The organism is Polynucleobacter acidiphobus, from assembly GCF_003065385.1.
Taxonomy (GTDB): Bacteria; Pseudomonadota; Gammaproteobacteria; order Burkholderiales; family Burkholderiaceae; genus Polynucleobacter; species Polynucleobacter acidiphobus.
In genome coordinates, this window is the sequence record NZ_CP023277.1 from 1,190,435 (window position 1) to 1,217,245 (window position 26,811).

The following is a 26,811-nucleotide window of genomic DNA, read 5'->3' on the forward strand; positions in this document are numbered from 1 at the left end:
ACGGATTTGGATGATTAAACGGCTTGACCTGGCCTAGCTGGGTCATCCCCCTTTTGGATGAATCAATCATGAACCTGACATATTCAGTGATCGCAACACGGCGATCAGCCCTTTGGCTTGTGGCGACAGCTGCATTTAGTAGCGCAGCCATGGCACAACAAAATCCCATGCAAATTGATGTCACGGGCTCCCGTGAGTCTGCAAGCAGCATTTTGACCCCCACCAAAATCTTGCAAGGCAATGAGCTGCAAGATAAGTTGGGCACCACCCTAGGCGCCACCATTGGAAACGAACTTGGCGTATCGCAAACGGGTTACGGTCTTGGTGCATCACGCCCCGTGATGCGTGGCCTTGAAGGGGCGCGTGTACAGATCTTACAAAACGGTCTATCCGTTGGTGATGTCTCAGCTATCTCTGCCGATCATGCGGTAGCAAGCCCAGTAGCGAATGCCAGACAGATTGAGATTTTGCGAGGAGCGGCCGCCCTGCTCTATGGCTCAGGATCGAGTGGTGGCTTAGTCAACGTGGTCAATGATCGAATTTTGACAACCTTGCCCGATAAGCCAACGGGTGCAGTGAATACCAGCTATGACACGGTGAGTAATGGTCGAGCTGCATCGGGTGTTATTGAAGGCTCGGTGGGCTCCGTAGCAGTTCATGTCGATACAGCGATTAACAATAATCAGAACTATCGGATTCCGGGGAATTCAACGCAGGGTGGCCCGAATCAGGTCTGGAATATTCCAGGGCATCCGTTTGAGGAGGCTCAAAACTACACTGGTAAATTACCCAACTCGTTTAATAATCAAAATAACTTAGGCGTAGGCGCGTCGTATATTGGCAAATCGGGATATACAGGTATTTCGGTTGAGCGTTTGAACAATAATTACGGTATTCCAACGCCAGAGGGCGGGATGATTGCCCAATCTCAGAATCGCTATGACTTCCAGCACCAAACCCGTGATCCATTTGCAGGGTTCTCTTCGATCAAGTTCAGCGCAGCTAACAGTAATTACAACCATACTGAGTTTGGTATTGATGAGGACAGCGGCGCATACACCGCAGCTGCGGTTTGGAAGAACATCGCCAATGAATTTCGTTTAGAGCTCGCTCACAAACAGTTCATGGGCTGGAAAGGAACGTTTGGTGCACAGGTCACACGCTCCTCAGTGGAAGCGACTGAGGTCGAAACAGGAAGCTACGCCATCTTGCCATCCACTAAGACCAACTCCAATGCACTCTTTTGGATTGAGGAAGGTCGTTGGGGCGCACTTCAAGGTAATTTAGGTTTGCGCTATGACTTGGTATCTCAAAACCCCAATCAGGTAAGCGAGTTTCAAGATCCTGATGCATCGCCAAGTCCCAACCCAGCAACCCCAACCTTACAGAACCGCAATTTCAATTTAATTTCGTATTCTGCTGGTGGTTTATGGAACTTTGCCAATGGCTATGGCACGGGACTGTCATACACCGTATCTCAGCGCGCACCGAGTCCGCAGGAACTCTACGCCTACGGCATTCATGAGTCGACTGCCACCTTTGCGGTGGGTGACTCGAATTTGAACAAAGAGACTTCTCATAACTTAGAACTCAATCTGCAAAAGACAATCGGTAAAGTAAAGGGCAAGGTCAATCTTTATCTCAATAAATTTAATAACTATATTTATGGTTATTACACGGGACAAACTGCAGAAGCTGCCGAAGAATTTTCCGTCGTAGTTGCTCAACAAGCCGCTGCCACCATCAAGGGGGCTGAGGGTGAGCTGACCTACAACTGGGGCAATGTGGGTAGCGGTGCACGTTTGTTTGCCGATGCCTCACAAGGTACCTTTGATGCCGGTGGTAACTTGCCCTTGCAACCCGCTCCTCGCGTTGGTGTGCAGGTGGCGCATCAGAAGAATGGTTGGCTGGCGAACGCCAGTTATACCTATAGCTTTCAGCAAAATCGTCTTGCTGACTGGGAAGTTGGTCCTACTCCAAGCTATAACCTCTTAAATGCCGGTTTGTCGTACACCGAGAAGATCAATAAGGTCAGTTGGACGGGCTATATGATGCTCAGGAATATTCTGAACGATGACATTCGCTATGCCACCACGCCGATGGCGGTTCGTTTATATGCACCCCAGCCTGGTCGTAGTTTGATGGTGGGCGTTCGAGCTAACTTCTAGTCTCAATCATGGATCGCACTTGGGTCTCGCAATACAGCGCGAGATCCTTGCGATCCAGTTCGACTGCGGGGCTTGGCGCAAAGATCAGCTCGACGGTAATGGCTTTGGCTCTTAGCATCTTGGCAATTGAATCAATCAAGGTCATGTCGCCAATGAAGGCGGTGGCATCGCTATATTCCTGATGCGCATTGCGATACCGAATGGCCATTGGGAAGGTTTGTACCTGGGTTTGTGCAGCTGACTCAAAAAGATTAGTTTTAAATGGCAAGACCCGATCCCCTGCCGTTGAGGTGCCCTCTGGGAATATGCAAATCGGCTCTTTAGGGAGCAGTTCTTCTAGTTGTTTGGCAATCTCTTTACCATGCCGTTTGTTATCTCTACGAATAAAGAGGGTTCCAGTTTGCCTGGCCATCCAGCCAAACACGGGCCAGCCAGCGACTTCCGACTTTGCGACAAAGCGGCAAGGCAAGAAAGATTGAATGCTGGCAATATCAATCCACGAAATATGGTTAGCCGCAATCAGATAGCCCCCGTTTTTAGGTAAATACTCGGCGTTGATGACCTTGAGCTTGAGCCTAAAGAGCTTAAGAAGATGCCTTGACCAGGCTTGAATATGGCGTTTCTTGGTAGCATCTTGCGCAAAGGGAAAGATCGCAATCAGAATCAATGCGCCTTTGATCACATGGAAAATGATTTGCAAGGTGGGCCAGAGTAAGGATCGGGAGGAATCTGCCATAGTTCAGATGATAAAGGGGGATGCCTGGGTGCTTGTCATCAAACTGACACCGAAGTGTCATGATGATTTCATGATGCGGTGGCATCGTAGAGGTCCATGGAGCACTATAGAGCCATTTGGATCTCAGACGTGCATCTCGGGACACCTGGATGCCAGGCGAAGTTCCTCCTCGATTTCTTAAAGCATAACGAATCCGACACCCTTTATTTGGTTGGTGACATCATTGATGGTTGGCGCCTAAAGAAGAGCATTTACTGGCCGCAGTCTCATAACGATGTGGTCCAAAAGATCTTACGTAAAGCTCGCAAAGGAACTGAAGTTGTGTATGTTCCTGGCAATCATGATGAATCGATTCGTCAGTTCTTGGGTCTCTCCTTTGGTGAAATCAAAGTGGTACCCGAGGCCATTCATACGACGGCCGATGGTCGCAAGCTCTGGATTACCCACGGTGATTTATTTGATGGCGTGATGCAATACGCCAAGTGGCTTGCCTATGTGGGTGACAACCTCTACTCCCTAATTTTGTACTTCAATCGCTATCTCAATCTACTGCGTATTCGGATGGGCATGCAGTATTGGTCGCTCTCGCAATACCTAAAGCACCAGGTCAAGAATGCGGTTAGCTACATTGCTGACTTTGAAATGATCATGGCGCGCGAGGCTCGTTTACGGGGCTGTCAAGGCGTGGTCTGTGGGCATATCCACAAAGCCGAGATCCGTATGATCGACAACCTCCTTTATTGCAATGATGGCGATTGGGTTGAGAGTTTGACTGCCTTAGTTGAAACCCACGAGGGCGAGCTCAAGATTGTGCATTGGCCACGCATCTTGGATGACAAACCGGTCATCGAAGAAGTAATGGTTGAGCAAATCAGCCTATCGATTTCTTTTCCAAGCCGAGCCTCATCGCCTGCGTTGATGGCGCAATCCACTACTACTCATTCAATGGAGACAATTTCATGAGAATCATGATCGTAACTGACGCTTGGGAACCCCAAGTCAATGGCGTTGTAAGAACTCTCAAGCAAACTACATATGAGCTCCAAAAGATGGGGCATCAGGTCGAGATGATTACGCCCACCGAATTTAAGACCATCCCCTGCCCGACTTATCCAGACATCTCCTTGTCGATCCTCCCGGGCAAAGGTGTTGCCAAGCGGATGAAGGCCTTCTCGCCCGATGCGATTCATATTGCGACCGAGGGGCCACTTGGCTTGGCGGCACGCTCGTACGCACTCCGCCACAACTTACCATTCTCAACCGCTTATCACACCCGTTTTCCTGAATACGTCTACGCACGTACCCGCATTCCACTGGCGTGGACTTATCGCTTCCTGAAATGGTTTCATGGCCCATCAATGGCAGTGATGGCGCCCACCCAAGTGGTCAAAGACGATCTCGAGAAATACGGCTTTGATAACGTCGTGATCTGGTCACGCGGCGTTGACCTCGAGATCTTTAAAGTTCAACCCTCCAAAGTATTAAATTCGGCCCATCCCATCTTTTTATACGTAGGTCGCGTTGCGGTTGAGAAAAACATCAATGCGTTTTTAGAGATTGATCTCCCGGGATCAAAGTGGGTAGTCGGTGATGGTCCGGCCTTAAAAGAAATTAAAGAGAAATACCCCCTCGTGAACTATCTTGGTGTCCTTAATCAATATCAATTGGCCGAGGTCTATGCTGCTGCTGATGTCTTTGTGTTCCCAAGCAAGACCGATACCTTTGGTCTCGTTTTGCTTGAAGCCATGGCTTGCGGTTTGCCAGTAGCCGCTTACCCTGTCACCGGTCCAATTGATGTACTCGGTGACTCCAAAGCTGGGGTCATGCATGAGGATTTAAAGACTGCATGTATGGAGGCGCTGCGCATTCCGCGTGAGGTAGCGCGTGCCCATGCCGAGAAGTTCTCATGGAAAGCTGCAAGTGAGCAATTTGCCAATCATTTAAAGCCGGTGCGGGTGCATGTGAGTACGCAAACGGTTCCTGCTTAATGAGCCAGCCGTACGACATTAAACAAAATCCCCATAAGGGGAATCGCGGTCTAACCCGTGCCATTCATGCAGCCAAGAACTCCTGGCATGGCTTAATCTTTGCCTTTAAGGAGGAAAGCGCCTTTCGGCAGGAACTGGTCTTATTGGTGGTCTTAAGCCCGATTGCCCTTTTCCTGCCAGTTGGCCTCGTTGAGAAGGCACTCATGATCTGCTCGCTAATCATGGTGCTGGTGATTGAACTGCTGAACTCAAGCGTAGAAGCCGCAATCGACCGGATCTCCTTTGAGCACCATGACCTCTCTAAACGGGCCAAGGATTTTGGCTCGGCTGCTGTGATGCTGGCCTTACTGATTGCCTTTGTGATCTGGGCTGCCGTCCTCTATCAAGAATTTATTCAATAAAATCAAATACTTGTATTTATGATCCCTCTGCCTTATTCCTGTAATATATGCCCTATAGGATTAGGCTATCAATTAAGGAAGCACGATGCCTGATATTCCAAATCCTTTTTCGCCCCTGGACAACTTATTCATTACAACAAAACGTCATGCGAACGAATCAATTCCTACAAAGCCTTGGGCGGATAAATTGAATCCCCTCAAGAAGTTTTTTGGCAAAAAGTCCGAGGCCACCAAGGGTGAGACCAAATTTGAGACATCTTCATCCAAGACCGGATTAGAGAACGTCCCCCAACTATTAGGCAAAGCCAAGCGCGCGCCATTTAAGATTTCGTGGGCCATTAATGACGAAGAGATTAAAGAAGCGCAGCGCCTGCGTTACAAGGTATTTGCTGAAGAGATGGGCGCACGATTACCGACAAATGAAGATGGTCTTGATATTGATGAGTTTGATGCCTATTGCGATCATTTGCTCATTCGTGACCCAGAGACCTTGCGCGTCATTGGTACTTACCGGGTTCTGCCACCTCATAAAGCCAGTCAACTCGGTCGTCTTTACTCGGATTCGGAGTTTGATCTCTCCCGTATTAATCACTTGCGCCCCAAAATGGTTGAAGTGGGTCGCTCCTGTGTGCATGAGGACTACCGCTCGGGCGCAGTAATTATGGCGCTATGGAGTGGTCTTGGCCAGTATATGAAACAGCACCAATACGAGATCATGCTTGGTTGCGCCAGCATTCCAATGGCCGATGGCGGCCACTATGCAGCTAGCCTTTATAACTCGCTGGAGCCAGATCAAATGGCGCCAGTTGAGAACCATGCGTTCCCGAAATTACCCCTCCCCTTGGATCGCTTAAATGGCGGTCTTCATGTGGAAGCACCACCACTCATCAAGGGCTATCTGAAACTCGGGGCTAAGATTTGCAGTGCGCCCGCTTGGGATCCTGACTTCAACACCGCTGATCTACTCACGATGTTGCGACTCTCAGAAATGAATCCGCGCTACGCGAAGCATTTTCTAGAAAAAGCAGACTAACCCCCTAACCATCTCTCACATGCGACCGACGGCAGTTTGGTCGACTGAGAACTTCTTGTTGCATGAGCATCGAGCATTCCTGCGAGCTTAGATCATTGGCAAACCATAGAAATGCTATTCGTTTGCTGCCTTCATTTCATTGAATAGAATCTCTTCACTGACCCGGTCCAAATCATGATCACTTTGGACCGCATTAGGAGAGGTTTTATGGAGATGTTTCCAAATTAATAAATCTTTTAGACAACTTTTAGTAAAAAGTTTTCTTCCAAAGTTATTGAAAATAATGTTGTGCGATCCAAAATCGTTCATCTCGAACTCCTGAAAGAAAACTCAATCCATCTAAACACATCATAATAATCAGATAGGGCATTCAAAGGATGACCTTTAAATTACACTCGTACGTTTTGGCGACATAAGCTGTCTTCAGAGATGAAACGTTGTTATGCGTGATGAAAAATCCTCAGGGTGGGAGGAAATAGTTGCCCCTAAATGCGCCATTAATGAGAGCATTTCGTGATTGTCAGCTAAAACATAGCCATGCAATTCAGTAAATCCGTTCGATTTTGCATACTCGAAAAGATTTTTCATCAAGGATGATCCTATGCCCCTATGATGAAAATCATCCCTTACCGAAAGAGAGAATTCAGCGCAATGTGATTCCCCCTCCTGCACATAACGAGCAATACCAACTAGCGATCCTTGTAGGTCATTCTTTGCATAGAAAAAAGAGCCGATTGCCAAATCGTCGCGATGATGAGCGCTAATAATTCTTTGCAGGAGCGATTCAGGTAAGGTTTTAAGCTGCTGAGCATATCGATAATACCGACTTTTGGCTGATAAATGATCAAATAAATCAAGGACGTATGCACGATCCTCTTCCATTAAAAGTCGCTGTAGATATCGTCCATCAGGAAGAATGGTTTCTTTTTCAATAATAGGGTTAATGTCTGAATGATCCATTGCGCAAAGGCTACTTAGAGTATTCATAAACACCTCGACCGGCTTTCCGGCCAAGATATCCGGCGGCTACCATTTCTTGCAGGAGCGGTGCTGGGCGATATTTTGAATCTTTAAAGTTCATAAAGTAAACATTCATAATGGCTAAGCAGGTATCAAGCCCAATTAAGTCAGCTAATGCCAGTGGCCCCATCGGAAAATTACATCCAAGCTTCATTCCGGCATCAATGTCTTCTGCCGAAGCCAGCCCCTCAGCAAGGGTAAAAAATGCCTCATTAATCATCGGAATGAGAATGCGATTTACAACAAAACCGGGGGAATTCTTTACAGAGATAGGTTCCTTACCAATGAACTTGGTAAGTTGAATAATCACATTATGGGTTTCATCGCTTGTTTGAAGACCGCGAATTATTTCGACCAAGCTCATGACGGGTACAGGATTAAAAAAATGCATCCCAATAAAACGGCTTGGGCTCGAATTACTTTGCGCTAACTGTGTAACCGATAGTGAGGAGGTATTGGTTGCAATGATGACATCTTGGCTAACGATGGCATCAATCTGACTGAGTATTTTTAGTTTGAGTTCATAATTTTCAGTGGCTGCCTCAATAACTAAGTCAGTTTTTTTCAAATCATCATAATTAGTTGATCCAAGTATGCGTTCAAGAATTGATAATTTTGCCTGGTTTGAAATTTTTTCTTTCTCTACCAGTCGACTTAAGTTTTTATCGATTGTATTAATACCTTTATTTATTACCTCTTGGTTTATATCAATCATAAGTACCTGCAAACCAGCTTGAGAAAAAATCTGACAGATACCATTTCCCATCGTACCCGCGCCTATAACACCGACAGTTTTAATATTCATATTTGTCTTAAGGTAGTTAACTGCATTAAAGCTAAAAATTCACTTTTACTGTTGATTGGATGAACTACTGAACATTGGCTTGATTTCATCCGAAACGATTAAATTTGCTTCAGTTGATTCAATAACTTGTTCAATGCTTGAATTTGGAGCGTATTCACAAAGAAGCAAGCCTTCTTTGATTGGCTTGATAACTGCCAAGTCAGTAATAATTAAATCAACTGGTCTAAGTGAGGTCAGAGGCAGCGTACATTCCTGAACAATCTTTGACTGGCCCTTCGCCATATGCAACATCGCCACAATAACCGTCCTCGCTCCAGTTACCAAGTCCATTGCGCCACCCATACCTGGAACCATTTTCTGCGGAACCTTCCAATTGGCTAATTGACCCTTAGCATCAACCTCTAAGCCTCCCAATACCGTCATATCCAGATGACCGCCACGAATTAATCCAAAACTCATGGCACTATCAATGCTTGCTGCTCCAGGAACGGCCGAGACAAATCCACCCCCTGCATCAGTTAAGTGAGGATCTTCCATTCCCTCGGGAGGCCTAGCGCCCAGACCAATCACACCATTTTCGGCCTGAAAATAAACTCCTGAAGCTGGTGGAACAAAGTTAGCCACCATTGATGGCAAACCAATTCCAAGATTGACCAACATTCCTGGTTGTATCTCTTCGGCAACTCTTCGGGCAATTAACTCTTTGGCATCCATGGTTAAGCTCTCAATTAGGACGAATTAATAGGTGATTAACCAGGACGCCGGGTGTTTTGACCGCATCTGGAGAAATCATTCCAAGAGGAACGATACTTTCTGGCTCGGCAATTACAACTTTTCCTGCTAACGCCATAATCGGATTAAAGTTATGCGCAGTGAGCATATACGTTAAGTTACCAGCATAGTCCGCTTGATGGGCAGCGATTAATGCATAGTCCGCATGCAAAGGGGGTTCTAATAAATATCGCTTACCGTCCACCTCAATAACCCTCTTCCCCTCCTCCACCTCGGTACCAAGACCTGTGGCGGTCAAAACACCGCCCAAGCCAACACCTCCAGCCCTGATCTGCTCAATTAACGTTCCCTGAGGAACAAGATCAACCTGAATCTGACCCGAAATCATCATTTTTTGGGTTTCGGGATTAAGTCCTATGTGGGATGCAATGACACGCGAAACCAATCCTGCTGTTATCAGCTTTCCAATTCCTTTTCCAGGCATCGCCGTATCGTTTGCAATCACCGTTAAATTTTTACGACCCCTTTGGACTAATGCATCAATAATTCGTTCGGGAGTACCAACGGCCATGAAACCACCAATCATCAACGATGAGCCATCCTGTATTAATTCAGCAATCGCCTCGGGTTTTAGTGCCCCCTTCATTTTGATACTCATGCAGTTGCTCCTCGTAACGCCATTAAAGAGCGAGTGTCACGTAAGATTACCTGCTCCTCATTTGTTGGCAGCACCATGACGGTTGTCCGCGCAAGATCTGTAGAAATGATTTGAGAATTTTTTTGATTCTTCGTGTAGTCAATTTCAATTCCCATCCAACCTAAGCGCTCGCAAATACGCGACCGTACTAAACGCGAATTCTCACCAATACCACCACAAAAGACTAACGCGTCAATACCACCCAAGGCAGCCGCCATTGCCCCCACCTCGCGTTGACACCTAAATATGAAGTAATCAATTGCTTCTTTAGCAGAATCTGCTTCTGATTGCTCAAGGGTCCTCATATCATTCGATATTTCAGAGAGGCCGAGTAAACCTGATTTTTTATATAAAAGATCTGTAATCTCTGCAGCAGTCATACCGCGCTGATCAAGTAAGTAAAGCAGAACCCCTGGATCTAATTGACCGCAGCGAGTTCCCATTGGCAAACCATCTAGTGCCGAGAATCCCATCGTTGAGGCTACTGATCTACCATTTTGCATGGCGCACATTGATGCGCCGTTTCCAAGATGTGCAACCACTACTTTCCCTTCGCAAAGATAGGGAGAATGAATGCGTAATTCATTAGCAATATATTGATAACTTAGCCCATGAAAGCCATACCGTCGTATTCCCTCATCATAAAATGCTCGAGGTAAGGCAAATGTATCGTTAACCCATGGGTGGTTTCGATGAAATGCGGTATCAAAACAAGCTACTTGAGTAATATCGGGGAATAGTTGAATTGCAATTTCAATTCCCTCTAAATTGTGTGGCTGATGTAATGGGGCAAATGGTGATAAGGATTCTAAGTTTTTAATAACCTCGTTCGAGACAATTACAGACCTACTATAAAAATCGCCACCATGTACAACTCGATGACCAATCGCGATTAAATCAAGATCTTTCCAGATTTCATTCAGTTGATTGATTACGGCTTTCATTGCCAAAACATGCGATTCCAAATTAAGGTTTTCAATTTGATAGCGCGTGCCATCGGAGAGTTTGATGGTGAATACTCCATTTGGCCCAATTCGGTCAACCAAACAATTTGCGAGCGCCTGGTCATCATCAAGAGAAAAAAGGGCTGCTTTGAGTGACGATGAACCAGCATTGAGTGCCATGATTGCTTTAGTCATAAATTACAGCTCTCGTTTATAGTACAAAGAAGCTACTGCACAAGATGCGAGACGAGACATCGGGCTGTCCGAACGGGAGTTCAAAATCACGGGCACAGATGCGCCGAGAACTAAGCCAGCACCCTCGGCATGACTAATAAATGCTAGCTGTTTCGCAAGCATGTTCCCAGCATCGAGGCCAGGAACAACGAGAATATTTGCGCGGCCTGCAACATCTCCACGTATACCCTTTGTCCGTGCCGCAGCTAAATCTACCGCATTATCCATTGCAAGCGGACCATCCACGAAGCCGCCACGAATTTGCCCGCGATCAGCCATTTTGGATAGCAAAGCAGCATCGATTGATGACTGAATCGCTGGATTAACCGTTTCCACGGCGCTCAAAACGCCAACTCGGGGCTTCATATCCAGTGATAAAGCTAAATCGATAGCGTTCTGACAAATATCGACTTTTGTAGCCAAATCAGGGGAAATATTGATTGCTGCATCGGTTACCAATAATGGCTCGTCTAAGCCGGGTACGTCCATTACAAATACATGAGTAAATCGTCGTCCAACGCGAAGTCCATTTACCTTATCGAGCATTGGCTTTAGTAAATCATCGGTATGCAAATGCCCTTTCATCACAGCGAAAACACGCTTTTCATGAACTAGCTTGCATGCAATGCTTGCAGCTGCTTGATCGCCCTTAATATCAATTACTTCAAAATCATCAAGTGATTCATTTAATTGATTCGCAAGATCAGAAATAACCTGTTGAGATCCGATAAAAATTGGTGTGATGATTCCTTGTTTAGCTGCCAGAAATGCCCCACCTATTGAATTAACATCATGCGGACAAACTACAGCAGTAGCAAGTTTTTGAAGATGTTGAGCACGACTGACTAACAATTCAAAATGACGATGCCGCTGAACAATCAATCCAGGAATTTCAACATTGTCAAGATGAATCTTATCTTTAGGGGCAATAACCTCAGCAATTCCAGATAGAATCAACTGATCAGATAACTTATTTAATACCTTAGTTGAAAGTACAACATTGCCATTATCTTTTTTCTCTATCACTTCAACCTGACATACCAGCTCATCTCCAGAATGTGCTCGATCATGAAAATCAATTGTTTGATGTTTATAAAGAGTTCCTGCGCCAGGTAATTTGGTGCCTAATACAGCCGATATCAAAGAGGCAATAAACATTCCTGGCGCAACTGAATTTTCTATCCCATCGCTAGCATCTTGAGATTTAATTAGGTGCATCGGGTTGTAATTACCCGAAGCTGCTGCAAACACATATAGATCATCAGGAGTAATGAGCCGGACGAGTTCAGCTCGGTCTCCTACTTGAATCTCATGAAATGGACGATTAGTTAAGTTCATTGGAAATTATTGCAAGTGATGGTGTGATGAATCGACTAGTGATTTTTTTTGATGAACTAATGGATTCTTAGTAACTTCATCATTAAATTCTGGAATATCAAGAACCTGATGAAACTGATCAATCAATTTATGAGTATCTTGTTTCATGTCATCCATATTGCCAACGATGTAGTGAACAACTTTAAGTGCTAATTCTCGATCAGCCTTAGTCACCAACAGTATTGGCAAGGATTTAATCGCCAAACGTTGTGCATATCGAACAATTAAGGTCTGCTCTTGAATTACATGATTTCGTTCAACTTGAGAGATTGCAGAGAATGGCTCGCAATGATTCAAGACCTCGTTTGATCTCTCAAGGCGATCTCTTCGTACGCTCCCTCTACTATCAGCCAATAGAATGAGCATACGGATGACGGCCTCAGGTAATCCGCCCGTCTCTGTCCGCTCCAAAGCCTCTACCACCTCTGGTAAAACACGGAGCTCATCACTCGTTTTAAGGGTGCGATGACCCTCATAATTCTTTCCAAAACGTTGCATCATAGGACTTCCCCAGATGCCATAGAACATTAATTCATAATTCATATCTCTTACGTCACGCCAGAAGTCAATGAACTGTTCGGTCGATGTGGCAACATAATCTTCTAGGCCTAAGAATGGATTTAATGGGTCAACCTCAACACGAGATTTCTTTACTTCACTAGCCAATGCCTCAATGGGCTTTATTAATGGGTTCTGAGATGAAATTGCAGCTCGTGAAATACGCTGCGGATGAAATACTCGGCTAGCCTCAGCCATCGATGGAGTTACCATTGATTTAATCAGGGGCCGAATGAGGCCCTCATAGAATTGGGCTTGAATCTCTGAGGTCCGAGCAACTGCTGCAAATGGTTGCTCATCGTCTAACTTATCGTCATACGAATCAATATCATCGAGAGTCCTTTCAGCGAAGCTAACTGTAAAGCTTTTTTTACCATCATCCTCAGATATATCTTCGATTCGCATTTCGTAAAGACCGGGCGGTAATGATTCAATCGTTTCGAGAGTCGAAGCGACTTCTGCATGCTCACGCTTTGCAACTTGAGAGCTTACAAAAATTCCTAAATGTCCGACTTGATCGTGAACCATGTAGATAATCTTTTTGCCACGAATTTTAATTTCATTTACATCGGCGTAAGTTTCTTTGATCCAATCTAGAGCCTGAGTGGGTGGGGTAATATTGTCACCATGACTAGCAAAAACTATGATGGGTGCACGAATCATTTTTAAATCGATTGGTCTACCTGGCTCAATACGAGCTTCATTTTTTACAAGACGATTTCCGATGAATAACTGTTCAACAATCCAGCGAATTTCAGCTTCCTGCATAAGGAAGTAACCGCCCCACCAAGTTTCAAACTCTAAGAATGTCTTGTCACCCTTATCAATATTGCGAAAGAGATCAGTATATTTTCTATACAGCGTTCTGCTTGGATTCAGCAATTCAAAATTTTGGACTAAATGTGCCCCATCAAAAATTCCACCGCCAACATCAGATAAAAGCATTGGTATCCAAGTACCCCCTAACACGCCTGCGTTATAGCGCATAGAGTTTTCACCCACAATTCCAGACCATGGGGCAACCGGGGCTCCATTAATCACAATTGGCCCAGTAATATCAGGGTTGGTCGCTGCTAGTAATAGCGTAGCCCATCCACCCTGACAGTTACCTACCACAACTGGCTTTTCTGCTTTAGGGTGTAACCGCATTACTTCTCGTACAAATGCTGCCTCACTTCGAGTCACGCACGATAAATACTGATTTGGCTCCGGCTCTCGATGAAATGAAACAAAGTAGACGGGATGCCCAGACTGGAGAGCAACTCCTACTTGACTATCTTTTTTAAAACCACCAATTCCTGGTCCATGTCCTGCTCTTGGGTCAATAATGATGTATGGACGATATGAATCATTAATTTCAACACCGACAGGAGGCAGAATCTTGAGCAATGTGTAATTAGATGGATGGGGTAAGTCTGAGCCTTCCATCACAACCTCATATTGATATGCAAGCACAGGAGGGCAGCCCTTTTCCTCATGACTTATAAAATTGTCACCACGTTTACGCAATGTGTCTAAGGTTAATACTGCCCTCTCGCTAGCATCTCTTATATATTCAGCTAAGTCCGAATTGAATTTTCCAGACATGATCTCATTGCTCATTGCCTCAGATAATTCATGAAATTTTTTATTTGAACTAGATACCTTGTCCGAGTAATCGGTCAGAATTTTTTCATAGCGACGCATTAATGAAACAGAAAGAGTTGTAGATGTACGAACAACACCGCTTGAGTCACTATCAACAACCTCAAGATCTCTCTTTAAAATTTGATTAATGTCTTCAAAAGGCTGATAGGTATCAAAAAACTTAGCTGGATTGAGATAATCAAATAGTTGACCCATGATTGAAATTTCCGCTGATATATAAGAAAGTTAAGCCTACTTAGTCACAATGACATCAAGATGACAGATGAATAAATAAATTCACGAATAATTCCCGACAAAATCTCTCGTCATGAAATCTAAACATTACTGTCACAATTGAAAGTAATCATGTATGCATGAATGCAAATCATCCGCTTGATCAACTACCCAAAGTTTGGGATGAAAACACTCGCATTGGCGATATGCTTAAAGGTAAACGCGGTCTAGTCGTTGGAGTTGCTAATGAAGATAGTATTGCGTTTGGTTGTGCTTCAAAATTACGAGCATTTGGTGCTGAGATTGCTTTAACCTACCTTAACGATAAAGCCAAACCCTATGTGTCACCCCTAGCTCAACAACTCGATGCCACAATTCTTTTACCTCTCGATGTCACCGAGCCCGAGCAAATTAAGAACGTATTTGACGAAATTAAGAATCAATGGGGCTCCCTTGATTTTGTGATCCATTCAATTGCATATGCCCCGCGCGATGATTTACATGGCCGCTTGACTGACTGCTCGCGCGAGGGATTCTTACAAGCTATGCAAATTTCCTGCCATTCATTGATTGAAATTGCACACTACGCACAACCTTTAATGAATAACGGAGGTTCCATAATTACGATGACCTATTATGGGGCTGAAAAAGTCGTCGATCACTACAACGTCATGGGGCCTGTAAAAGCAGCGCTAGAAGCGACTGTTCGATATTTAGCAAAAGAGCTTGGTGAATATGGAATACGAGTCTTTGCAGTATCGCCCGGACCAATTAAAACCCGAGCTTCATCTGGTATTGCTGACTTCAATGACTTAATCAATATGGCAATTCAGCGAAGCCCTGCTAAACGAATTGTTGATATTGCAGAAGTCGGTAGAGTCGTCGGTTTTCTGGTGGGCGGAGGTTCATCAGGAATGACCGGGGATGTCATTTACGTAGATGCAGGCTTGCACATTATGGCCTAAGGCATCATGAAAAAATGCTTATTGCGCCACCCACCCGCCATCCATATTCCATGCTACACCCCTGACTTGTTCGGCAGCCTCTGAGCAGAAAAAGACTACCAGAGAGCCAAGTTGTTCAGTAGTAACAAACTCTGCAGAAGGTTGCTTTTCTGAAAGCAACTGGTCTTTAGCAGCTTCAACGCTAATTGACTCATTTGATGCTCTCAACTCGATCTGATCTTGGACTAAGGGCGTTAAAACCCACCCTGGACATATGGCATTGCATGTAATCGGGGATCGCGCCGTCTCCAATGCAACTACCTTGGTTAAACCAACTAACCCATGTTTTGCAGCAACATAAGCTGACTTATGCTCAGATCCGACCAACCCATGAACAGAAGCAATGTTGATAATTCGTCCATATCCACGGCTTTTCATGCTTGGTAATGCGCAACGGATCGTATGAAATGCTGAAGATAGATTTATTGCAATAATTGCATCCCATTTTTCAGTTGGGAACTCATCGATAGGGGCAAGATGCTGAATACCTGCGTTATTAACTAAAATATCTACGCCGCCCAGATTTGTCTCAACAAAAGAAATCATTTCTTTTATCTCATCCGGGTTTGCCATATTTGCAGGATGATATGAAACTTTTACATCGTATTTCATTGACAAAGAGTCCACTAACTCCTCAATTTCGCTGATGGCACCAAAACCATTGAGCACAATATCGGCCCCCTGTTTTGCCAGAGAATGTGCAATACCTAAACCAATTCCACTCGTAGACCCAGTTATTAATGCAACTTTTGATTTAAGCATGATTCATCTCAACTTAAAATTGAAAATTACAAGATACGTTCAATAGATGTCAAGTTAATGAAATTATTAATATGCCTTTAAAAAGTATCGACTAGAGCCAGCCAGCCCGTTTAAAGCGGACATACAAAAGTGAGCACGCTAGAACAATGATTCCGATTGCCAAGGGATAACCATAGTGCCACTTTAGCTCTGGCATTGACTCAAAATTCATGCCCCAAATACCTGCGAAGGCTGTTGCAGTTGCAAAAATTGCAGCCCAAGCTGCGAGTCTTTTTTGCACGATATTCTGCTCTAGTGTAATTTGTGAAAAACTGACTTGGATTGCTGTGGCGATTGCATCCCGCATGCCTTCGATAATTGAATTAATTCTCGATAAGTGATCATATAAATCTCTAAAATATTCAACTGAATTCACGAGAATGGGTGGAACGCGTCCCCCAGAAAATTTTCCTACCGCCTCCATTAGCGGAGTAACCGCGTGCTTAACAATCATGACCTTCTTCTTGAGATCATAAAGTCTCTCGATATTATCTTGAGTGACATTTCTTTCAAATAACTTATCTTCAATTTCTTCAAGTTCAGTTTCCAAATGATCAACGATAGGAAAGTATCGATCCACTACTGCATCAATCAAGGCGTACATTACAAATCCTGAGCCTTGCTTTAGCAATTCCGGCTCCCTCTCACATCGTTCACGAACACCTAAAAATTTCACCTCCGATCGATTACGGACAGAATAGATGTAGTGCTCACCAACAAAAATGTCGAGTTCACCAATTTCAATTTCCTCATTAAGAGTAAGTATTTGTATAACTGCAAATAAACTGTCTCCGTACTCTTCAATCTTTGGTCTTTGATGACCATTTAGGGCATCTTCAACAGCAAGTGGATGAAGATCAAATGCATCCTTCATCTGGCCTATCTCATCAAGCTCTGGATTTAACGAGGCAACCCATACAAATTCCTTTGGGCTTCTTAAATGTGAACGGATGGAATTTGGGTCTAAGTCAGCTACTTTTCGACCGTCTTTATACGAAGCGCAATTAATCAACATATACCTCTCACTCCTTGTGATGAAGATAGATCAGATTGATAAACTAAATATCTAAACGATGAGCATATTTAAGGCTTATGACAAATTTATTTCGCCTTTTCGTTGATAAACCTATGTTGTGAGTTGTGGCTGGAAAGGTTTCTACCTCGGATTGATGAGATATTTTTTTGCGGTAATCTAATGACGTAAATGAGACACTAGACATCAAGTTAAGTTATCTTATTACTCAAAATTCTCTTAATCCGTTAGCTTTAGGATGTAGCGGTAGCCAATGCGTTCCCACTCTGCCGCTTCTTTACGTAGACTGAACTCGGTTAAGGGGTGGGCATTGGCCCACTGCCGGTCAATCGCGACTTCAAAGGTCTCGCTATTGGGGTTCTTTACTTTCACCTTGGGAAGATGCTCATCCATGCGTGAACGGCATAAGACATGGGCTAGACGAATGCAAAATAACATCCGCCAGTCGGTGAAGTTGGCATTGTTTGAGAGTTTGCCAAGTTTGCCTGTATGCCCCAATAAGAGCGCCGCCAGTCGGGCTTGATCATTCTTGGAGAACCCTGGCATATCGGCATTAGCGGCGATGTAAGCCGAGTGCTTGTGATAGCCGTTATGCGAGATGGATAATCCCACCTCATGTAAGTTGGCTGACCAGCCAAGTAAGGCAAGGTTATCGGTACGGCTCTCATGATTGGGCTTGGGTAATTGGGCTAAGAAATCCGCCGCCAGCATCCCTAAGCGATGCGCCTGCTCACGATCGACTGCATAACGTTGCATAAACTGCTCAACGGTCACAAAGCGCATATCGTCGTGTTGCGTCCGTCCTAATAGATCATAGAGCACGCCCACTCGGAGGGCGGCATCGCTGACCTCCATACGCTCGATACCTAACTCATCGAAGATGGCGAGCATGATGGATAGTCCGCCCGGTAAGACGGGACGTCGATCATCCTTAAGGTTAATGAGATTGACGCGATCGATGTGATCAAAATCCAGCAGGCGCTTCTTAAGCCCCTTGAGGCCTTGCAAGGTAATCACCCCCGCACCGCTATTGTCTAAGGGATCAAGGGTCGATTTCTCCCCAGAACCATTTAGTTTATTGTCGGCAATTAAATCCGATAAAGCACGCGCCGTTCCTGATGAACCTATCACCTGATTCCAGCCTGATTTACTAAATCGTCCTTTAATCACTTGCACCTCGCGGCGTGCCGCTAGCTCTGCCTCTTTAAATGCGTGGGGATCAATCGTGCCATTGGGGAAAAAACGGATGCTGTGCGATACGCAGCCGATATAAAGACTCTCTAAGAGTTTTGGCTCATAGCCCTTGCCAATAATGAACTCGCTCGACCCTCCACCCACATCGATCACCAAGCGGTTACCTGAAACAGCTGGTGCCTCATGGGAGGTGCCGATATAAATGAGGCGAGCTTCTTCCACTCCAGCAATGACTTCAATCGGAAATCCCAAAGCAACCTGAGCCTCTTGCACAAACTTTTGGGCATTGCGCGCTACCCGTAAGGTATTGGTGGCAACGGCTCTCACCTGTTCAGGCCGAAAGCCCCGCAAGCGCTCCCCAAAGCGTCGAATTGCGCCTAAGCCCCGCTCCATTGCCTCCTCATCCAAGACCTTGCCGGGGGTTAGGCCTGCTGCCAAGCGAACCGGCTCACGCAAGGTATCGATGGTACGTAATTGCATCCCGGAGGGGGTAATGTAGGCCTGGCAGATAAGTAATCGAAAGCTATTGGAGCCGAGGTCAACGGCGGCCACTAGGTCTAGTCCGGGCTTATTGGAGGTGCTGGTCTTAGACACGATATGAAATTGCTAGTTAATTTGATATAGTATTTTATGAAATAAAAGTGACACATTTGTGAAATATAAAGAGATATGACACTTTTATTACTAAACCGTGAAATCGGTATCCTCGAGTTTAATTCAAGAGTTCTGGCGCAAGCCGAGGATCCGAAGATCCCCCTTCTGGAGCGCATTCGCTTTTTAAGTATTGTCTCAAGTAATCTCGATGAGTTTTTTGAGATTCGGATGTCGGGTATCAAAGAACAGCTCAGCGACAACCCCTCAAAAGAGGGTTCTGATGGGCGTACCATTGCAGAGAGTTATGACTTAGTCTCTCAACACGCGCACGCGCTCGTCGATCGCCAATACCAGCTCTATCAACAGGTCTTGATACCGCAGTTGCGCAAAGCAGGTATCCAGTTTTTACTGCCGGATTACTGGAATCACAACCAACGTGTTTGGGCTGAAGACTTTTTTAAAGAAGAGCTCTTTCCATTGCTCACACCCATTGCGCTCGATCCCGTTCATCCCTTCCCGCGCGTCATCAATAAGAGTTTAAACTTTATTGTTCAGCTCGAGGGTAAAGATGCGTTTGGCCGTAAGGCTAATCTTGCTGTCGTGCAAGCGCCGCGCTCACTGCCTCGTCTAATCAAAATACCTCATCGCCTCGCGGGTAATCAAGACACGTTTGTGTTTTTATCCTCCTTTATTCAGGCCTTTGTGGGTCAACTGTTCCCAGGGATGGCTGTCATTGGCTGTTATCCATTTCGGGTCACACGCAACTCTGATCTCTTTGTATCCGATGATGAGATCACCGATTTACGTCAAGCCTTGCAGGGTGAACTGCCTACCCGTCACTTAGGCGATGCGGTGCGACTTGAAGCAAACATCAATATCCCAGAAGCCTTGTTACAACGCCTTTGTAAAGAGAACAATCTGGATATGCGCGATTGTTACCGTGTCAATGGCCCAGTCAATTTAGTCCGCCTTGCGCAGCTTCCTGATTTGGTGGATCAACCCAAATTGGTCTTTAAACCTCATATCCCCGCCATACCATTTAAACGTGGCACAGGTAATGGCGCTATCTCATTCTTTGAGCGTATCAAACAGTCTGATTTACTCTTGCATCATCCCTATGAAAGCTTTGAGCCCGTCTTAGATCTGTTGCGCGAAGCCAGTCGCGATCCTCAAGTATTGGCCATTAAGCAAACGGTGTACCGGACTGGTGATAAATCGCCTGTGATGGAAGCGCTAATTGAGGCAGCCCAAAATGGTAAAGAGGTTACGGTGGTCCTCGAGCTTCTTGCCCGTTTTGATGAGCAAACCAATATCAACTGGGCAGCGCGCTTAGAGGAAGTGGGTGCGCATGTGGTCTACGGCGTGGTCGGTCATAAATGCCATGCCAAGCTCTTACTAATTGTTCGGAAAGAGAAAATCCATAAGTCAGGTAAGACCGCACTGGTGCGCTACGCACATCTTGGAACCGGTAACTACCACCCTCGCACCGCCAAGCTCTATACCGATTTTGGTTTAATGACCTCCGATCCTCTCATCACCAAAGATGTGCATCAGGTTTTTCAGCAACTCACGGGTACAGGTATGCAGCTCGAGACCCGAGAACTGTGGGAAGCCCCCTTCACCATGCTCGAGCAACTGGTGCATCACATTCGTGCCGAGACCAAGGCTGCGAAGCAAGGCAAGAAAGCGCGCATCATTGGCAAGATGAATGCTCTTTTAGAAAAGACCATCATCGAAGAGCTCTACAAAGCTTCGCAGGCCGGGGTGAAGATTGATCTAATTGTGCGCGGGGTCTGCGCGTTGCGCCCCGGGGTCAAGGGCCTCTCCGAGAACATTAAGGTACGCTCGATCGTAGGTCGCTTTTTAGAGCATCACCGGATTTATTACTTCTACCATGGTGGCTCTGAGCAGGTCTATCTGTCGAGTGCAGATTGGATGGAGCGCAATCTGCTACGCCGCGTGGAGGTCGCCTTCCCCGTCAAAGATCCCAAACTAAAGCAACGGGTGATTAACGAAGGCTTGATGATTTTGCTCAAAGACAATGCCTCAGCATGGCTCATGAAGCCCGATGGTAGTTACGTCAAGAGTAAGCCGCGCATCAACCAAACCCCGATCGTGGGTCAGCTCGAACTGCTTAAGAAATTCGTTCGGGGGGAAAGCGCAGGGTAAAGGTACTGCCCTTGCCAAGCGTACTCTCAACCACTAACTGGGCTTGATGGCGGCTCGCCACATGCTTTACGATCGCTAACCCCAAGCCAGTGCCGCCGGTTTCGCGTGAGCGACTTCGATCAACCCGATAGAAACGCTCAGTTAAGCGTGGAATGTGCTCCGATGAAATCCCGGGTCCTGTATCGGTTACCGAGAACTCACCCTCACCCGCAGAATTAACACTCCATGAGACCGTGACCGATCCCACTTCTGGTGTGTACCGGATTGCATTCGATACTAAATTACTAAAAGCCGATAACACCTCGCGCTCTTCACCTAATAAATTACAGGGTGTATTGAGATTGAAGTTCAGAGCATGTTTACCCTGCGATAAGGCATAGGCATCATTTTTAATGAGCGACATCAAATAGCTCATTGAAATGCTGTTTAGTGGAGCTGGTTGTGAATTAGCCTCGAGATTTGCCAGAGTTAAGAGATCCTCGACCAAGTTTTTCATGCGCTTACCCTGATCCATCATCATCTCAAGGTATTGGGCGTTTTGCTCCGGTGGCAAATCAAGGGTTTGAACCGTCTCCAAAAATCCCATCATGACGGTGAGTGGTGTGCGCATCTCATGCGAAACGTTCGCTACGAAGTCACGACGCATGGCCTCGGCTTTGTTCAAATCGGTAATATCCTGAATCAAGACCAAGCGCCGGTTCTCAGAAAATGGAAAGGCTTGCAGACGCAAAATCCGACTCGCATTTGCCCCCATCTTCTCGAGCACGACCGGTTCGTCGTACTTGCGAGCCGTAATGTACTGGACAAACTCAGGGCGACGCACGATATAGTGAATCCGCTGTAAGACATCTCGCTTGAACTGGATGCTGAGGAACTGCTCTGCAATCGCATTACACCACTCGATTTGATCCTGGTCATCGAGCATCACAATCCCATTGGGAGATGCCTGAAAGGCCTCAATAAAGCGCTTATGCTGACGCTCAATCTGCTCAATATCTTTACGCAAGCCAGTAATAATGCGTTGGAGCTTAAAAAAGATCTCCGCCCAGGCGCCGCCAAATCCAGACAGATGAGAAATCCCAGCACCCTTCACAAAAACATCTAAACGCGATTGATTAACGTAAGCGATAAAGAGGCTCAACACAATGATGAATACGGCCAGCAACCACCCGAGCTCATCGGCTAAGAATGCCTCACCGATTAGGCCAGCAATACCAGCGAGCACAAGGATCGGGATAAGGCGCAGAAATCCAGAAAGCATGGCAACATCTTAGAGCATCTTGGAGGGATGCTCAAAAATTAGGCAGATATTCTAACCTGGGGTTTTAGTGATTCGGTAGCCGCTACCGCGCACGGTCTCAATGTATTGATCACAATTGGCTTCGGATAAGGCTGAACGCAAGCGCTTAATGTGAACGTCGACAGTCCGCTCCTCAATGTAAACCTGGTCACCCCAGACCCGATCGAGGAGATGCGAACGGGAATGAACCCGCTCTGGATTACTCATAAAGAACTGAAGTAAACGAAATTCCGTTGGTCCTAAATTAACAAACTGATCTTTTGCACCCGGATGAGACACAGTGACCCGATGGGTTGCAGGATCCAATTGCATGGGGCCTAACTTTAAGACCTCCTCACCAAGCCCCAAGACCGAATTTCGTCGCAGTAATGCCTTCACTCGAGCAATGAGCTCCTTGGGTGAAAAGGGCTTCGTAACGTAATCATCCGCTCCAGAATCCAGCCCCTGAATCTTATCGGCCTCCGCCCCCTTGGCGGTGAGCATCAGAATCGGAATATTTTGTAACTCAGGGCTCGCGCGTAGCTCTTTCGTAAATTGCACCCCTGACTTACCGGGCATCATCCAATCCAAAATCAAAAGATCAGGTCGATGAACACGGATCATCCGCATTGCCTCATCAGCCTGCAAGGCACGATCGACCGTAAATCCTGAATGACTTAAGTTAACCGCAATTAGTTCTGCAATCGAAGGTTCGTCTTCAACAATCAGAATGCGATGGGGCATAAGTTATTTAGTTGCTTCGCGAACCAGGTCATCATGGGGCACATGACGCACGTCCGAACCCTTCACAATATAGATCACAAACTCAGCAATATTCTTTGCATGATCGCCAATTCGCTCAATTGCTTTTGCAATAAATAGTAGATCCAACCCCGTCGATGTCATCTTTGGATCTTCAACCATATAAGTAATGAGCTTACGCACAAAACCCCTGAACTCTTCATCGATCTGCTTATCATCTTCCACTACCTTGGCAGCACCTACCGCATCAAGACGAGCAAAACAATCAAGCGACTGTCTTAGAAGATCAATTGCCATTTGGCCAGAGAGTTTGATTTCAGCAACATTAATCTTGTAATTAGCTGACTGCTCGATAATAGACTTCGAACGCTTTGCTACTCGCTCAGCCTCATCACCGGCACGCTCTAAATTAGTGATTGCCTTTGATATCGCCATCACCAATCGTAAGTCGCGGGCAGTTGGTTGGCGTCGAGCTATGACTTCTGCACACTCAGAGTCAATCTCAATCTCTAAAGCGTTGACTGATTTCTCACGATCAATAACCTGATTGCATAAATCAAGATTGGTCTCAGAGAAGCCGCGCATCGCTACTTCAATTTGCGATTCCACTAAACCACCCATTTGCAGCAACTTACTGCATAGCGAATTTAAGTCTTCATCAAATTGTGATGAGAGATGGCGGTCGATCATAGTGTCTCCTAATTAACCAAAGCGTCCGGTGATGTAGTCTTCGGTTTCTTTCTTAGCGGGTTTAATAAAGATTTGGTCGGTCTTGCCGTATTCGATCAACTCACCAAGGTACATATACGCAGTGAAATCCGATACACGGGCAGCCTGTTGCATATTATGGGTCACGATCGCAATCGTGTAATCCTTCTTGAGCTCATTGATCAACTCTTCGATCTTGGCGGTCGAAATTGGATCTAAAGCGGAGGTGGGCTCGTCCAACAGCAAAATGGATGGCTTGACCGCTACGCCGCGGGCAATACAGAGACGCTGCTGCTGGCCACCAGAGAGCGATAAACCACTCTGATTGAGCTTGTCTTTGGCTTCAGTCCAAAGAGCCGCCTTATTTAAGGCCCACTCGACACGCTCATCCATTTCAGCTTTAGAAAGGCGCTCGTATAAGCGCACACCAAAGGCAATGTTCTCATAAATGGACATTGGAAATGGCGTTGGCTTTTGGAAGACCATACCAATGCGTGAGCGGAGCAAGTTAACGTCCTTGCCCTTTTCAAGAATATTCTCACCGTAGAAATTGATCTCGCCCTCAGCACGCTGGCCTGGATAGAGGTCATACATGCGATTTAAGGTGCGCAATAAGGTCGATTTACCACAACCGGATGGCCCAATAAAGGCCGTCACCCGACGCTCCAAAATATCAAGGTTGATATTCTTGAGGCCCTGAAAGCTTCCATAGAAGAAGTTCAGATTTTTAATCTGCAGTGCATTAACCGCTGCGGCCTCGTTAGCTTGTGCGATCTGCCCAGCTTCCGTACCGGACTGATTAATATCCGAATGAAACATCGATTTCATAGTAGTTGTCATACGCTTACCTTTTCACGCAATAATACGCGGGCTAGAATGTTTAAACCTAAAACTGTGAATGTAATTAAGAGTGCGCCACCCCAAGCCAAATGAACCCAATTATCATAGGGGCTCATCGCAAATTGGAAAATCATTACTGGCAAGTTTGCCATTGGGCCGTTCATATTGGTTGAGAAGAACTGATTATTAAGGGCTGTAAAGAGCAATGGTGCTGTTTCGCCACTTACACGCGCGATCGCCAACAACACACCCGTGATCACACCACTCTTCGCCGCGCGCAAGACCACGCTCATTGAGACCTTCCACTTCGGCGCACCTAATGCGAATGCTGCTTCACGGAGTGTGGTGGGCACCAATTTCAACATGTTTTCAGTGGTACGAACAACTACTGGGATTGCAATCAGCGAAAGTGCCACAGTTCCAGCCCAGCCCGAAAAATGCTTCACGTTATACACAATGATTGCGTAGACAAAGAGGCCAATCACAATCGAAGGGGCTGACAGCATAATATCGGTCACAAAACGGGTGACCTCAGAGAACTTGTTATTCTCGCCATATTCTGACAAGTAAATACCCGCCAAGATTCCAATCGGCGTACTAAAGAATGCGCAGAAAAATACCATCATCAAACTACCGACGATTGCATTAGATAGTCCACCCCCGGGAGTTCCGGGAGCGGGAGAAATTTGTAAGAATAAAGACGGGCTAATTGCTGCAAAGCCTTTCCATAACAAAATTGCCAAGATCCAAAGCAAGAACACCATTCCGATGGACATGGCCACCATTGAAAAGGTCAAGCCAAAAGCATTTGCTCGCTTACGCTTAGCAAATAAAGAAGGGTCGCGAGTGCTGGTGCTCATTAGGTCTTCGCTCCTTGATTCGCTTCCATGCGCATTAACATAATTTTCGCCAAGGTTAGAACAACAAATGTGATGACAAATAAGGCTAGGCCAAGGGCAAATAGTGAGGAATAATGCAGGCCGACTTCTGCCTCGCCGAACTCATTGGCTAAGGTTGACGCGATCGAGTTTCCAGGAGCAAATAGTGAAGGGGAAATCTTATGTGCATTACCAATGACGAAGGTAACTGCCATGGTCTCACCTAAGGCGCGTCCCAAGCCCAACATAATTCCGCCAATCACACCAGTCTTCGTGTATGGCAATACTACATTCTTAACCACCTCCCAGGTGGTACAGCCAATCCCGTATGCAGACTCTTTAAGAACCGGTGGAACGATCTCAAACACATCGCGCATCACCGAAGCAATGAATGGTAGAACCATCATTGCCAGAATTAATCCAGCGCACAAAATACCAATTCCATTAAAAGCGCCTGAGAACAAAATACCAAGTCCCGGTATCTGACCCAAGGTCGCAGCTAACGCAGGCTGAATGTACTCAGCAAATAAAGGTGCAAAAATGAATAGGCCGAACATACCGTAAATAATCGATGGTACGGCAGCCAAAATCTCAACCGCGGTTCCAAGAGGACGCTTCAAAATCGTTGGGCACATCTCAGTTAGAAAGACGGCGATTCCAAAGCTTAAGGGGACCGCAATTAACAAGGCAATCACGGAAGTAATAATTGTTCCGTAAATTGCAATTAATCCACCAAACTCACCGTTAATGATGTCCCATTCAACATTAGTGAAGAATCCAAAACCAAATTTACTTAAAGCAGGCGCAGCATTAAAAATCAATGAAGCGATGATGCCAAGTAAGGTCAGAAGAACAGAAAGTGCAAAAAACTGAGTGGCAAATTTAAAAAGTTGATCTAAGAAACGTTGCCGTTTTGCAATACTCAAAACTGAATCACTTACCGCATTAGTATTCAATACTGCTTCCATGAATTAAACCTTTTCTGACAAAATCAGC

24 protein-coding genes are annotated in these 26,811 nt (G+C 45.7%); 7 read left to right on the top strand and 17 right to left on the bottom strand.

The window, feature by feature from the left end:
- Nucleotides 1-68 precede the first annotated feature (68 nt).
- Entirely contained in the window at nucleotides 69-2,168 is a 2,100-nt protein-coding gene (locus AOC32_RS06370; protein ID WP_108508669.1) for a TonB-dependent receptor, read from the top strand.
- Here AOC32_RS06370 and AOC32_RS06375 read toward each other — a convergent pair.
- Entirely contained in the window at nucleotides 2,158-2,904 is a 747-nt protein-coding gene (locus AOC32_RS06375; protein WP_108508670.1) for a lysophospholipid acyltransferase family protein, read from the bottom strand. The genes AOC32_RS06370 and AOC32_RS06375 overlap by 11 nt on opposite strands.
- Nucleotides 2,905-3,000: 96 nt before the next feature.
- Here AOC32_RS06375 and AOC32_RS06380 point away from each other — a divergent pair, with 96 nt between their 5' ends.
- The 4 genes from AOC32_RS06380 (at nucleotide 3,001) to AOC32_RS06395 (ending at nucleotide 6,326) form a co-directional block, all read left to right on the top strand.
- Nucleotides 3,001-3,867, top strand: a complete 867-nt coding sequence (locus AOC32_RS06380; RefSeq protein ID WP_108508671.1) for a UDP-2,3-diacylglucosamine diphosphatase — start codon at nucleotides 3,001-3,003, stop codon at nucleotides 3,865-3,867.
- Entirely contained in the window at nucleotides 3,864-4,892 is a 1,029-nt protein-coding gene (locus tag AOC32_RS06385) for a glycosyltransferase family 4 protein (RefSeq protein ID WP_108508672.1), read from the top strand. Before AOC32_RS06380 ends, AOC32_RS06385 begins: the two co-directional genes overlap by 4 nt.
- The gene (locus AOC32_RS06390; RefSeq protein ID WP_108508673.1) at nucleotides 4,892-5,293 is read left to right on the top strand and encodes a diacylglycerol kinase; all 402 of its coding nucleotides are present in this window, start codon (nucleotides 4,892-4,894) and stop codon (nucleotides 5,291-5,293) included. The genes AOC32_RS06385 and AOC32_RS06390 overlap by 1 nt, the downstream gene beginning before the upstream one ends.
- Before the next feature lie 85 nt (nucleotides 5,294-5,378).
- Entirely contained in the window at nucleotides 5,379-6,326 is a 948-nt protein-coding gene (locus tag AOC32_RS06395; protein ID WP_234409712.1) for a GNAT family N-acetyltransferase, read from the top strand.
- A 423-nt stretch (nucleotides 6,327-6,749) separates the two neighbouring features.
- On the opposite strand, the gene AOC32_RS06405 is transcribed toward AOC32_RS06395, so the two are convergent.
- The 7 genes from AOC32_RS06405 to AOC32_RS06435 are packed head-to-tail and all read right to left on the bottom strand — an operon-like array spanning nucleotide 6,750 to nucleotide 14,535.
- Complete coding sequence (locus AOC32_RS06405) at nucleotides 6,750-7,286, bottom strand: GNAT family N-acetyltransferase (protein ID WP_159074913.1); 537 nt, start codon at nucleotides 7,284-7,286, stop codon at nucleotides 6,750-6,752.
- Nucleotides 7,287-7,296: 10 nt separating this feature from the next.
- Nucleotides 7,297-8,151, bottom strand: a complete 855-nt coding sequence (locus AOC32_RS06410; RefSeq protein ID WP_108508676.1) for a 3-hydroxybutyryl-CoA dehydrogenase — start codon at nucleotides 8,149-8,151, stop codon at nucleotides 7,297-7,299.
- Nucleotides 8,152-8,196: 45 nt separating this feature from the next.
- Nucleotides 8,197-8,865 carry a 3-oxoacid CoA-transferase subunit B gene (locus AOC32_RS06415; protein WP_108508677.1) on the bottom strand — a complete coding sequence of 223 codons (669 nt, stop codon included), beginning with the start codon at nucleotides 8,863-8,865 and terminating at the stop codon, nucleotides 8,197-8,199.
- Between the two features lie 10 nt (nucleotides 8,866-8,875).
- Complete coding sequence (locus AOC32_RS06420) at nucleotides 8,876-9,541, bottom strand: CoA transferase subunit A (protein ID WP_199908490.1); 666 nt, start codon at nucleotides 9,539-9,541, stop codon at nucleotides 8,876-8,878.
- Complete coding sequence (locus AOC32_RS06425) at nucleotides 9,538-10,704, bottom strand: acetate/propionate family kinase (RefSeq protein ID WP_234409713.1); 1,167 nt, start codon at nucleotides 10,702-10,704, stop codon at nucleotides 9,538-9,540. Before AOC32_RS06425 ends, AOC32_RS06420 begins: the two co-directional genes overlap by 4 nt.
- Nucleotides 10,705-10,722: 18 nt before the next feature.
- On the bottom strand, nucleotides 10,723-12,096 hold the full coding sequence (locus AOC32_RS06430; protein WP_108508679.1) for a bifunctional enoyl-CoA hydratase/phosphate acetyltransferase: 1,374 nt from the start codon (nucleotides 12,094-12,096) through the stop codon (nucleotides 10,723-10,725).
- A gap of 6 nt (nucleotides 12,097-12,102) precedes the next feature.
- On the bottom strand, nucleotides 12,103-14,535 hold the full coding sequence (locus AOC32_RS06435) for a DUF3141 domain-containing protein (protein WP_199908491.1): 2,433 nt from the start codon (nucleotides 14,533-14,535) through the stop codon (nucleotides 12,103-12,105).
- Between the two features lie 224 nt (nucleotides 14,536-14,759).
- Here AOC32_RS06435 and fabI point away from each other — a divergent pair, with 224 nt between their 5' ends.
- On the top strand, nucleotides 14,760-15,518 hold the full coding sequence (gene fabI, locus AOC32_RS06440) for an enoyl-ACP reductase FabI (RefSeq protein ID WP_108509371.1): 759 nt from the start codon (nucleotides 14,760-14,762) through the stop codon (nucleotides 15,516-15,518).
- Nucleotides 15,519-15,536: 18 nt separating this feature from the next.
- Here fabI and AOC32_RS06445 read toward each other — a convergent pair whose 3' ends face one another.
- The 3 genes from AOC32_RS06445 to AOC32_RS06455 all read right to left on the bottom strand — a co-directional run bounded on the left by AOC32_RS06445 (nucleotide 15,537) and on the right by AOC32_RS06455 (nucleotide 19,179).
- The gene (locus AOC32_RS06445; RefSeq protein WP_108508680.1) at nucleotides 15,537-16,319 is read right to left on the bottom strand and encodes a 3-hydroxybutyrate dehydrogenase; all 783 of its coding nucleotides are present in this window, start codon (nucleotides 16,317-16,319) and stop codon (nucleotides 15,537-15,539) included.
- 91 nt (nucleotides 16,320-16,410) lie between these two features.
- Complete coding sequence (gene corA, locus AOC32_RS06450) at nucleotides 16,411-17,373, bottom strand: magnesium/cobalt transporter CorA (protein WP_108508681.1); 963 nt, start codon at nucleotides 17,371-17,373, stop codon at nucleotides 16,411-16,413.
- 237 nt (nucleotides 17,374-17,610) lie between these two features.
- Nucleotides 17,611-19,179 carry a Ppx/GppA phosphatase family protein gene (locus AOC32_RS06455; RefSeq protein ID WP_234409714.1) on the bottom strand — a complete coding sequence of 523 codons (1,569 nt, stop codon included), beginning with the start codon at nucleotides 19,177-19,179 and terminating at the stop codon, nucleotides 17,611-17,613.
- A gap of 75 nt (nucleotides 19,180-19,254) precedes the next feature.
- Here AOC32_RS06455 and ppk1 point away from each other — a divergent pair, with 75 nt between their 5' ends.
- Nucleotides 19,255-21,348, top strand: a complete 2,094-nt coding sequence (gene ppk1 / locus AOC32_RS06460) for a polyphosphate kinase 1 (protein WP_108508682.1) — start codon at nucleotides 19,255-19,257, stop codon at nucleotides 21,346-21,348.
- Here the strand turns inward: ppk1 and phoR are convergent.
- Genes phoR through pstC form a run of 6 tightly spaced genes read right to left on the bottom strand, consistent with a single transcriptional unit; the run spans nucleotide 21,314 to nucleotide 26,783 of the window.
- On the bottom strand, nucleotides 21,314-22,609 hold the full coding sequence (phoR, locus tag AOC32_RS06465; protein ID WP_108508683.1) for a phosphate regulon sensor histidine kinase PhoR: 1,296 nt from the start codon (nucleotides 22,607-22,609) through the stop codon (nucleotides 21,314-21,316). The two genes, ppk1 and phoR, sit on opposite strands and share 35 nt — an antisense overlap.
- A gap of 51 nt (nucleotides 22,610-22,660) precedes the next feature.
- Nucleotides 22,661-23,371, bottom strand: a complete 711-nt coding sequence (gene phoB, locus AOC32_RS06470) for a phosphate regulon transcriptional regulator PhoB (RefSeq protein WP_108508684.1) — start codon at nucleotides 23,369-23,371, stop codon at nucleotides 22,661-22,663.
- A gap of 3 nt (nucleotides 23,372-23,374) precedes the next feature.
- Nucleotides 23,375-24,079 (bottom strand): phosphate signaling complex protein PhoU, encoded by a 705-nt coding sequence (gene phoU / locus AOC32_RS06475; protein ID WP_108508685.1) that lies wholly within the window; start codon nucleotides 24,077-24,079, stop codon nucleotides 23,375-23,377.
- A 12-nt stretch (nucleotides 24,080-24,091) separates the two neighbouring features.
- Nucleotides 24,092-24,937 (bottom strand): phosphate ABC transporter ATP-binding protein PstB, encoded by an 846-nt coding sequence (gene pstB, locus AOC32_RS06480; RefSeq protein ID WP_234409715.1) that lies wholly within the window; start codon nucleotides 24,935-24,937, stop codon nucleotides 24,092-24,094.
- Nucleotides 24,934-25,797, bottom strand: a complete 864-nt coding sequence (gene pstA, locus AOC32_RS06485; RefSeq protein WP_108508686.1) for a phosphate ABC transporter permease PstA — start codon at nucleotides 25,795-25,797, stop codon at nucleotides 24,934-24,936. Before pstA ends, pstB begins: the two co-directional genes overlap by 4 nt.
- The gene (pstC, locus tag AOC32_RS06490; RefSeq protein WP_108508687.1) at nucleotides 25,797-26,783 is read right to left on the bottom strand and encodes a phosphate ABC transporter permease subunit PstC; all 987 of its coding nucleotides are present in this window, start codon (nucleotides 26,781-26,783) and stop codon (nucleotides 25,797-25,799) included. The genes pstA and pstC overlap by 1 nt, the downstream gene beginning before the upstream one ends.
- Nucleotides 26,784-26,811 lie beyond the last annotated feature (28 nt).

Excerpts from the sequence above, each read along its gene's own strand:
- AOC32_RS06410 (WP_108508676.1), bottom strand. The coding sequence starts at position 8,151 with ATGAATATTAAAACTGTCGGTGTTATAGGCGCGGGTACGATGGGAAAT.
- AOC32_RS06445 (WP_108508680.1), bottom strand. The coding sequence starts at position 16,319 with ATGCTTAAATCAAAAGTTGCATTAATAACTGGGTCTACGAGTGGAATT.
- AOC32_RS06430 (WP_108508679.1), bottom strand. The coding sequence starts at position 12,096 with ATGAACTTAACTAATCGTCCATTTCATGAGATTCAAGTAGGAGACCGA.
- AOC32_RS06390 (WP_108508673.1), top strand. The coding sequence starts at position 4,892 with ATGAGCCAGCCGTACGACATTAAACAAAATCCCCATAAGGGGAATCGC.
- ppk1 (WP_108508682.1), top strand. The coding sequence starts at position 19,255 with ATGACACTTTTATTACTAAACCGTGAAATCGGTATCCTCGAGTTTAAT.
- pstB (WP_234409715.1), bottom strand. The coding sequence starts at position 24,937 with ATGACAACTACTATGAAATCGATGTTTCATTCGGATATTAATCAGTCC.
- AOC32_RS06395 (WP_234409712.1), top strand. The coding sequence starts at position 5,379 with ATGCCTGATATTCCAAATCCTTTTTCGCCCCTGGACAACTTATTCATT.
- phoB (WP_108508684.1), bottom strand. The coding sequence starts at position 23,371 with ATGCCCCATCGCATTCTGATTGTTGAAGACGAACCTTCGATTGCAGAA.
- pstA (WP_108508686.1), bottom strand. The coding sequence starts at position 25,797 with ATGAGCACCAGCACTCGCGACCCTTCTTTATTTGCTAAGCGTAAGCGA.
- phoU (WP_108508685.1), bottom strand. The coding sequence starts at position 24,079 with ATGATCGACCGCCATCTCTCATCACAATTTGATGAAGACTTAAATTCG.
- AOC32_RS06385 (WP_108508672.1), top strand. The coding sequence starts at position 3,864 with ATGAGAATCATGATCGTAACTGACGCTTGGGAACCCCAAGTCAATGGC.
- AOC32_RS06435 (WP_199908491.1), bottom strand. The coding sequence starts at position 14,535 with ATGGGTCAACTATTTGATTATCTCAATCCAGCTAAGTTTTTTGATACC.
- corA (WP_108508681.1), bottom strand. The coding sequence starts at position 17,373 with ATGTTGATTAATTGCGCTTCGTATAAAGACGGTCGAAAAGTAGCTGAC.
- pstC (WP_108508687.1), bottom strand. The coding sequence starts at position 26,783 with ATGGAAGCAGTATTGAATACTAATGCGGTAAGTGATTCAGTTTTGAGT.
- AOC32_RS06425 (WP_234409713.1), bottom strand. The coding sequence starts at position 10,704 with ATGGCACTCAATGCTGGTTCATCGTCACTCAAAGCAGCCCTTTTTTCT.
- AOC32_RS06415 (WP_108508677.1), bottom strand. The coding sequence starts at position 8,865 with ATGGATGCCAAAGAGTTAATTGCCCGAAGAGTTGCCGAAGAGATACAA.
- AOC32_RS06380 (WP_108508671.1), top strand. The coding sequence starts at position 3,001 with ATGGAGCACTATAGAGCCATTTGGATCTCAGACGTGCATCTCGGGACA.
- fabI (WP_108509371.1), top strand. The coding sequence starts at position 14,760 with ATGCTTAAAGGTAAACGCGGTCTAGTCGTTGGAGTTGCTAATGAAGAT.
- phoR (WP_108508683.1), bottom strand. The coding sequence starts at position 22,609 with ATGCTTTCTGGATTTCTGCGCCTTATCCCGATCCTTGTGCTCGCTGGT.
- AOC32_RS06405 (WP_159074913.1), bottom strand. The coding sequence starts at position 7,286 with ATGGATCATTCAGACATTAACCCTATTATTGAAAAAGAAACCATTCTT.
- AOC32_RS06375 (WP_108508670.1), bottom strand. The coding sequence starts at position 2,904 with ATGGCAGATTCCTCCCGATCCTTACTCTGGCCCACCTTGCAAATCATT.
- AOC32_RS06370 (WP_108508669.1), top strand. The coding sequence starts at position 69 with ATGAACCTGACATATTCAGTGATCGCAACACGGCGATCAGCCCTTTGG.
- AOC32_RS06420 (WP_199908490.1), bottom strand. The coding sequence starts at position 9,541 with ATGAGTATCAAAATGAAGGGGGCACTAAAACCCGAGGCGATTGCTGAA.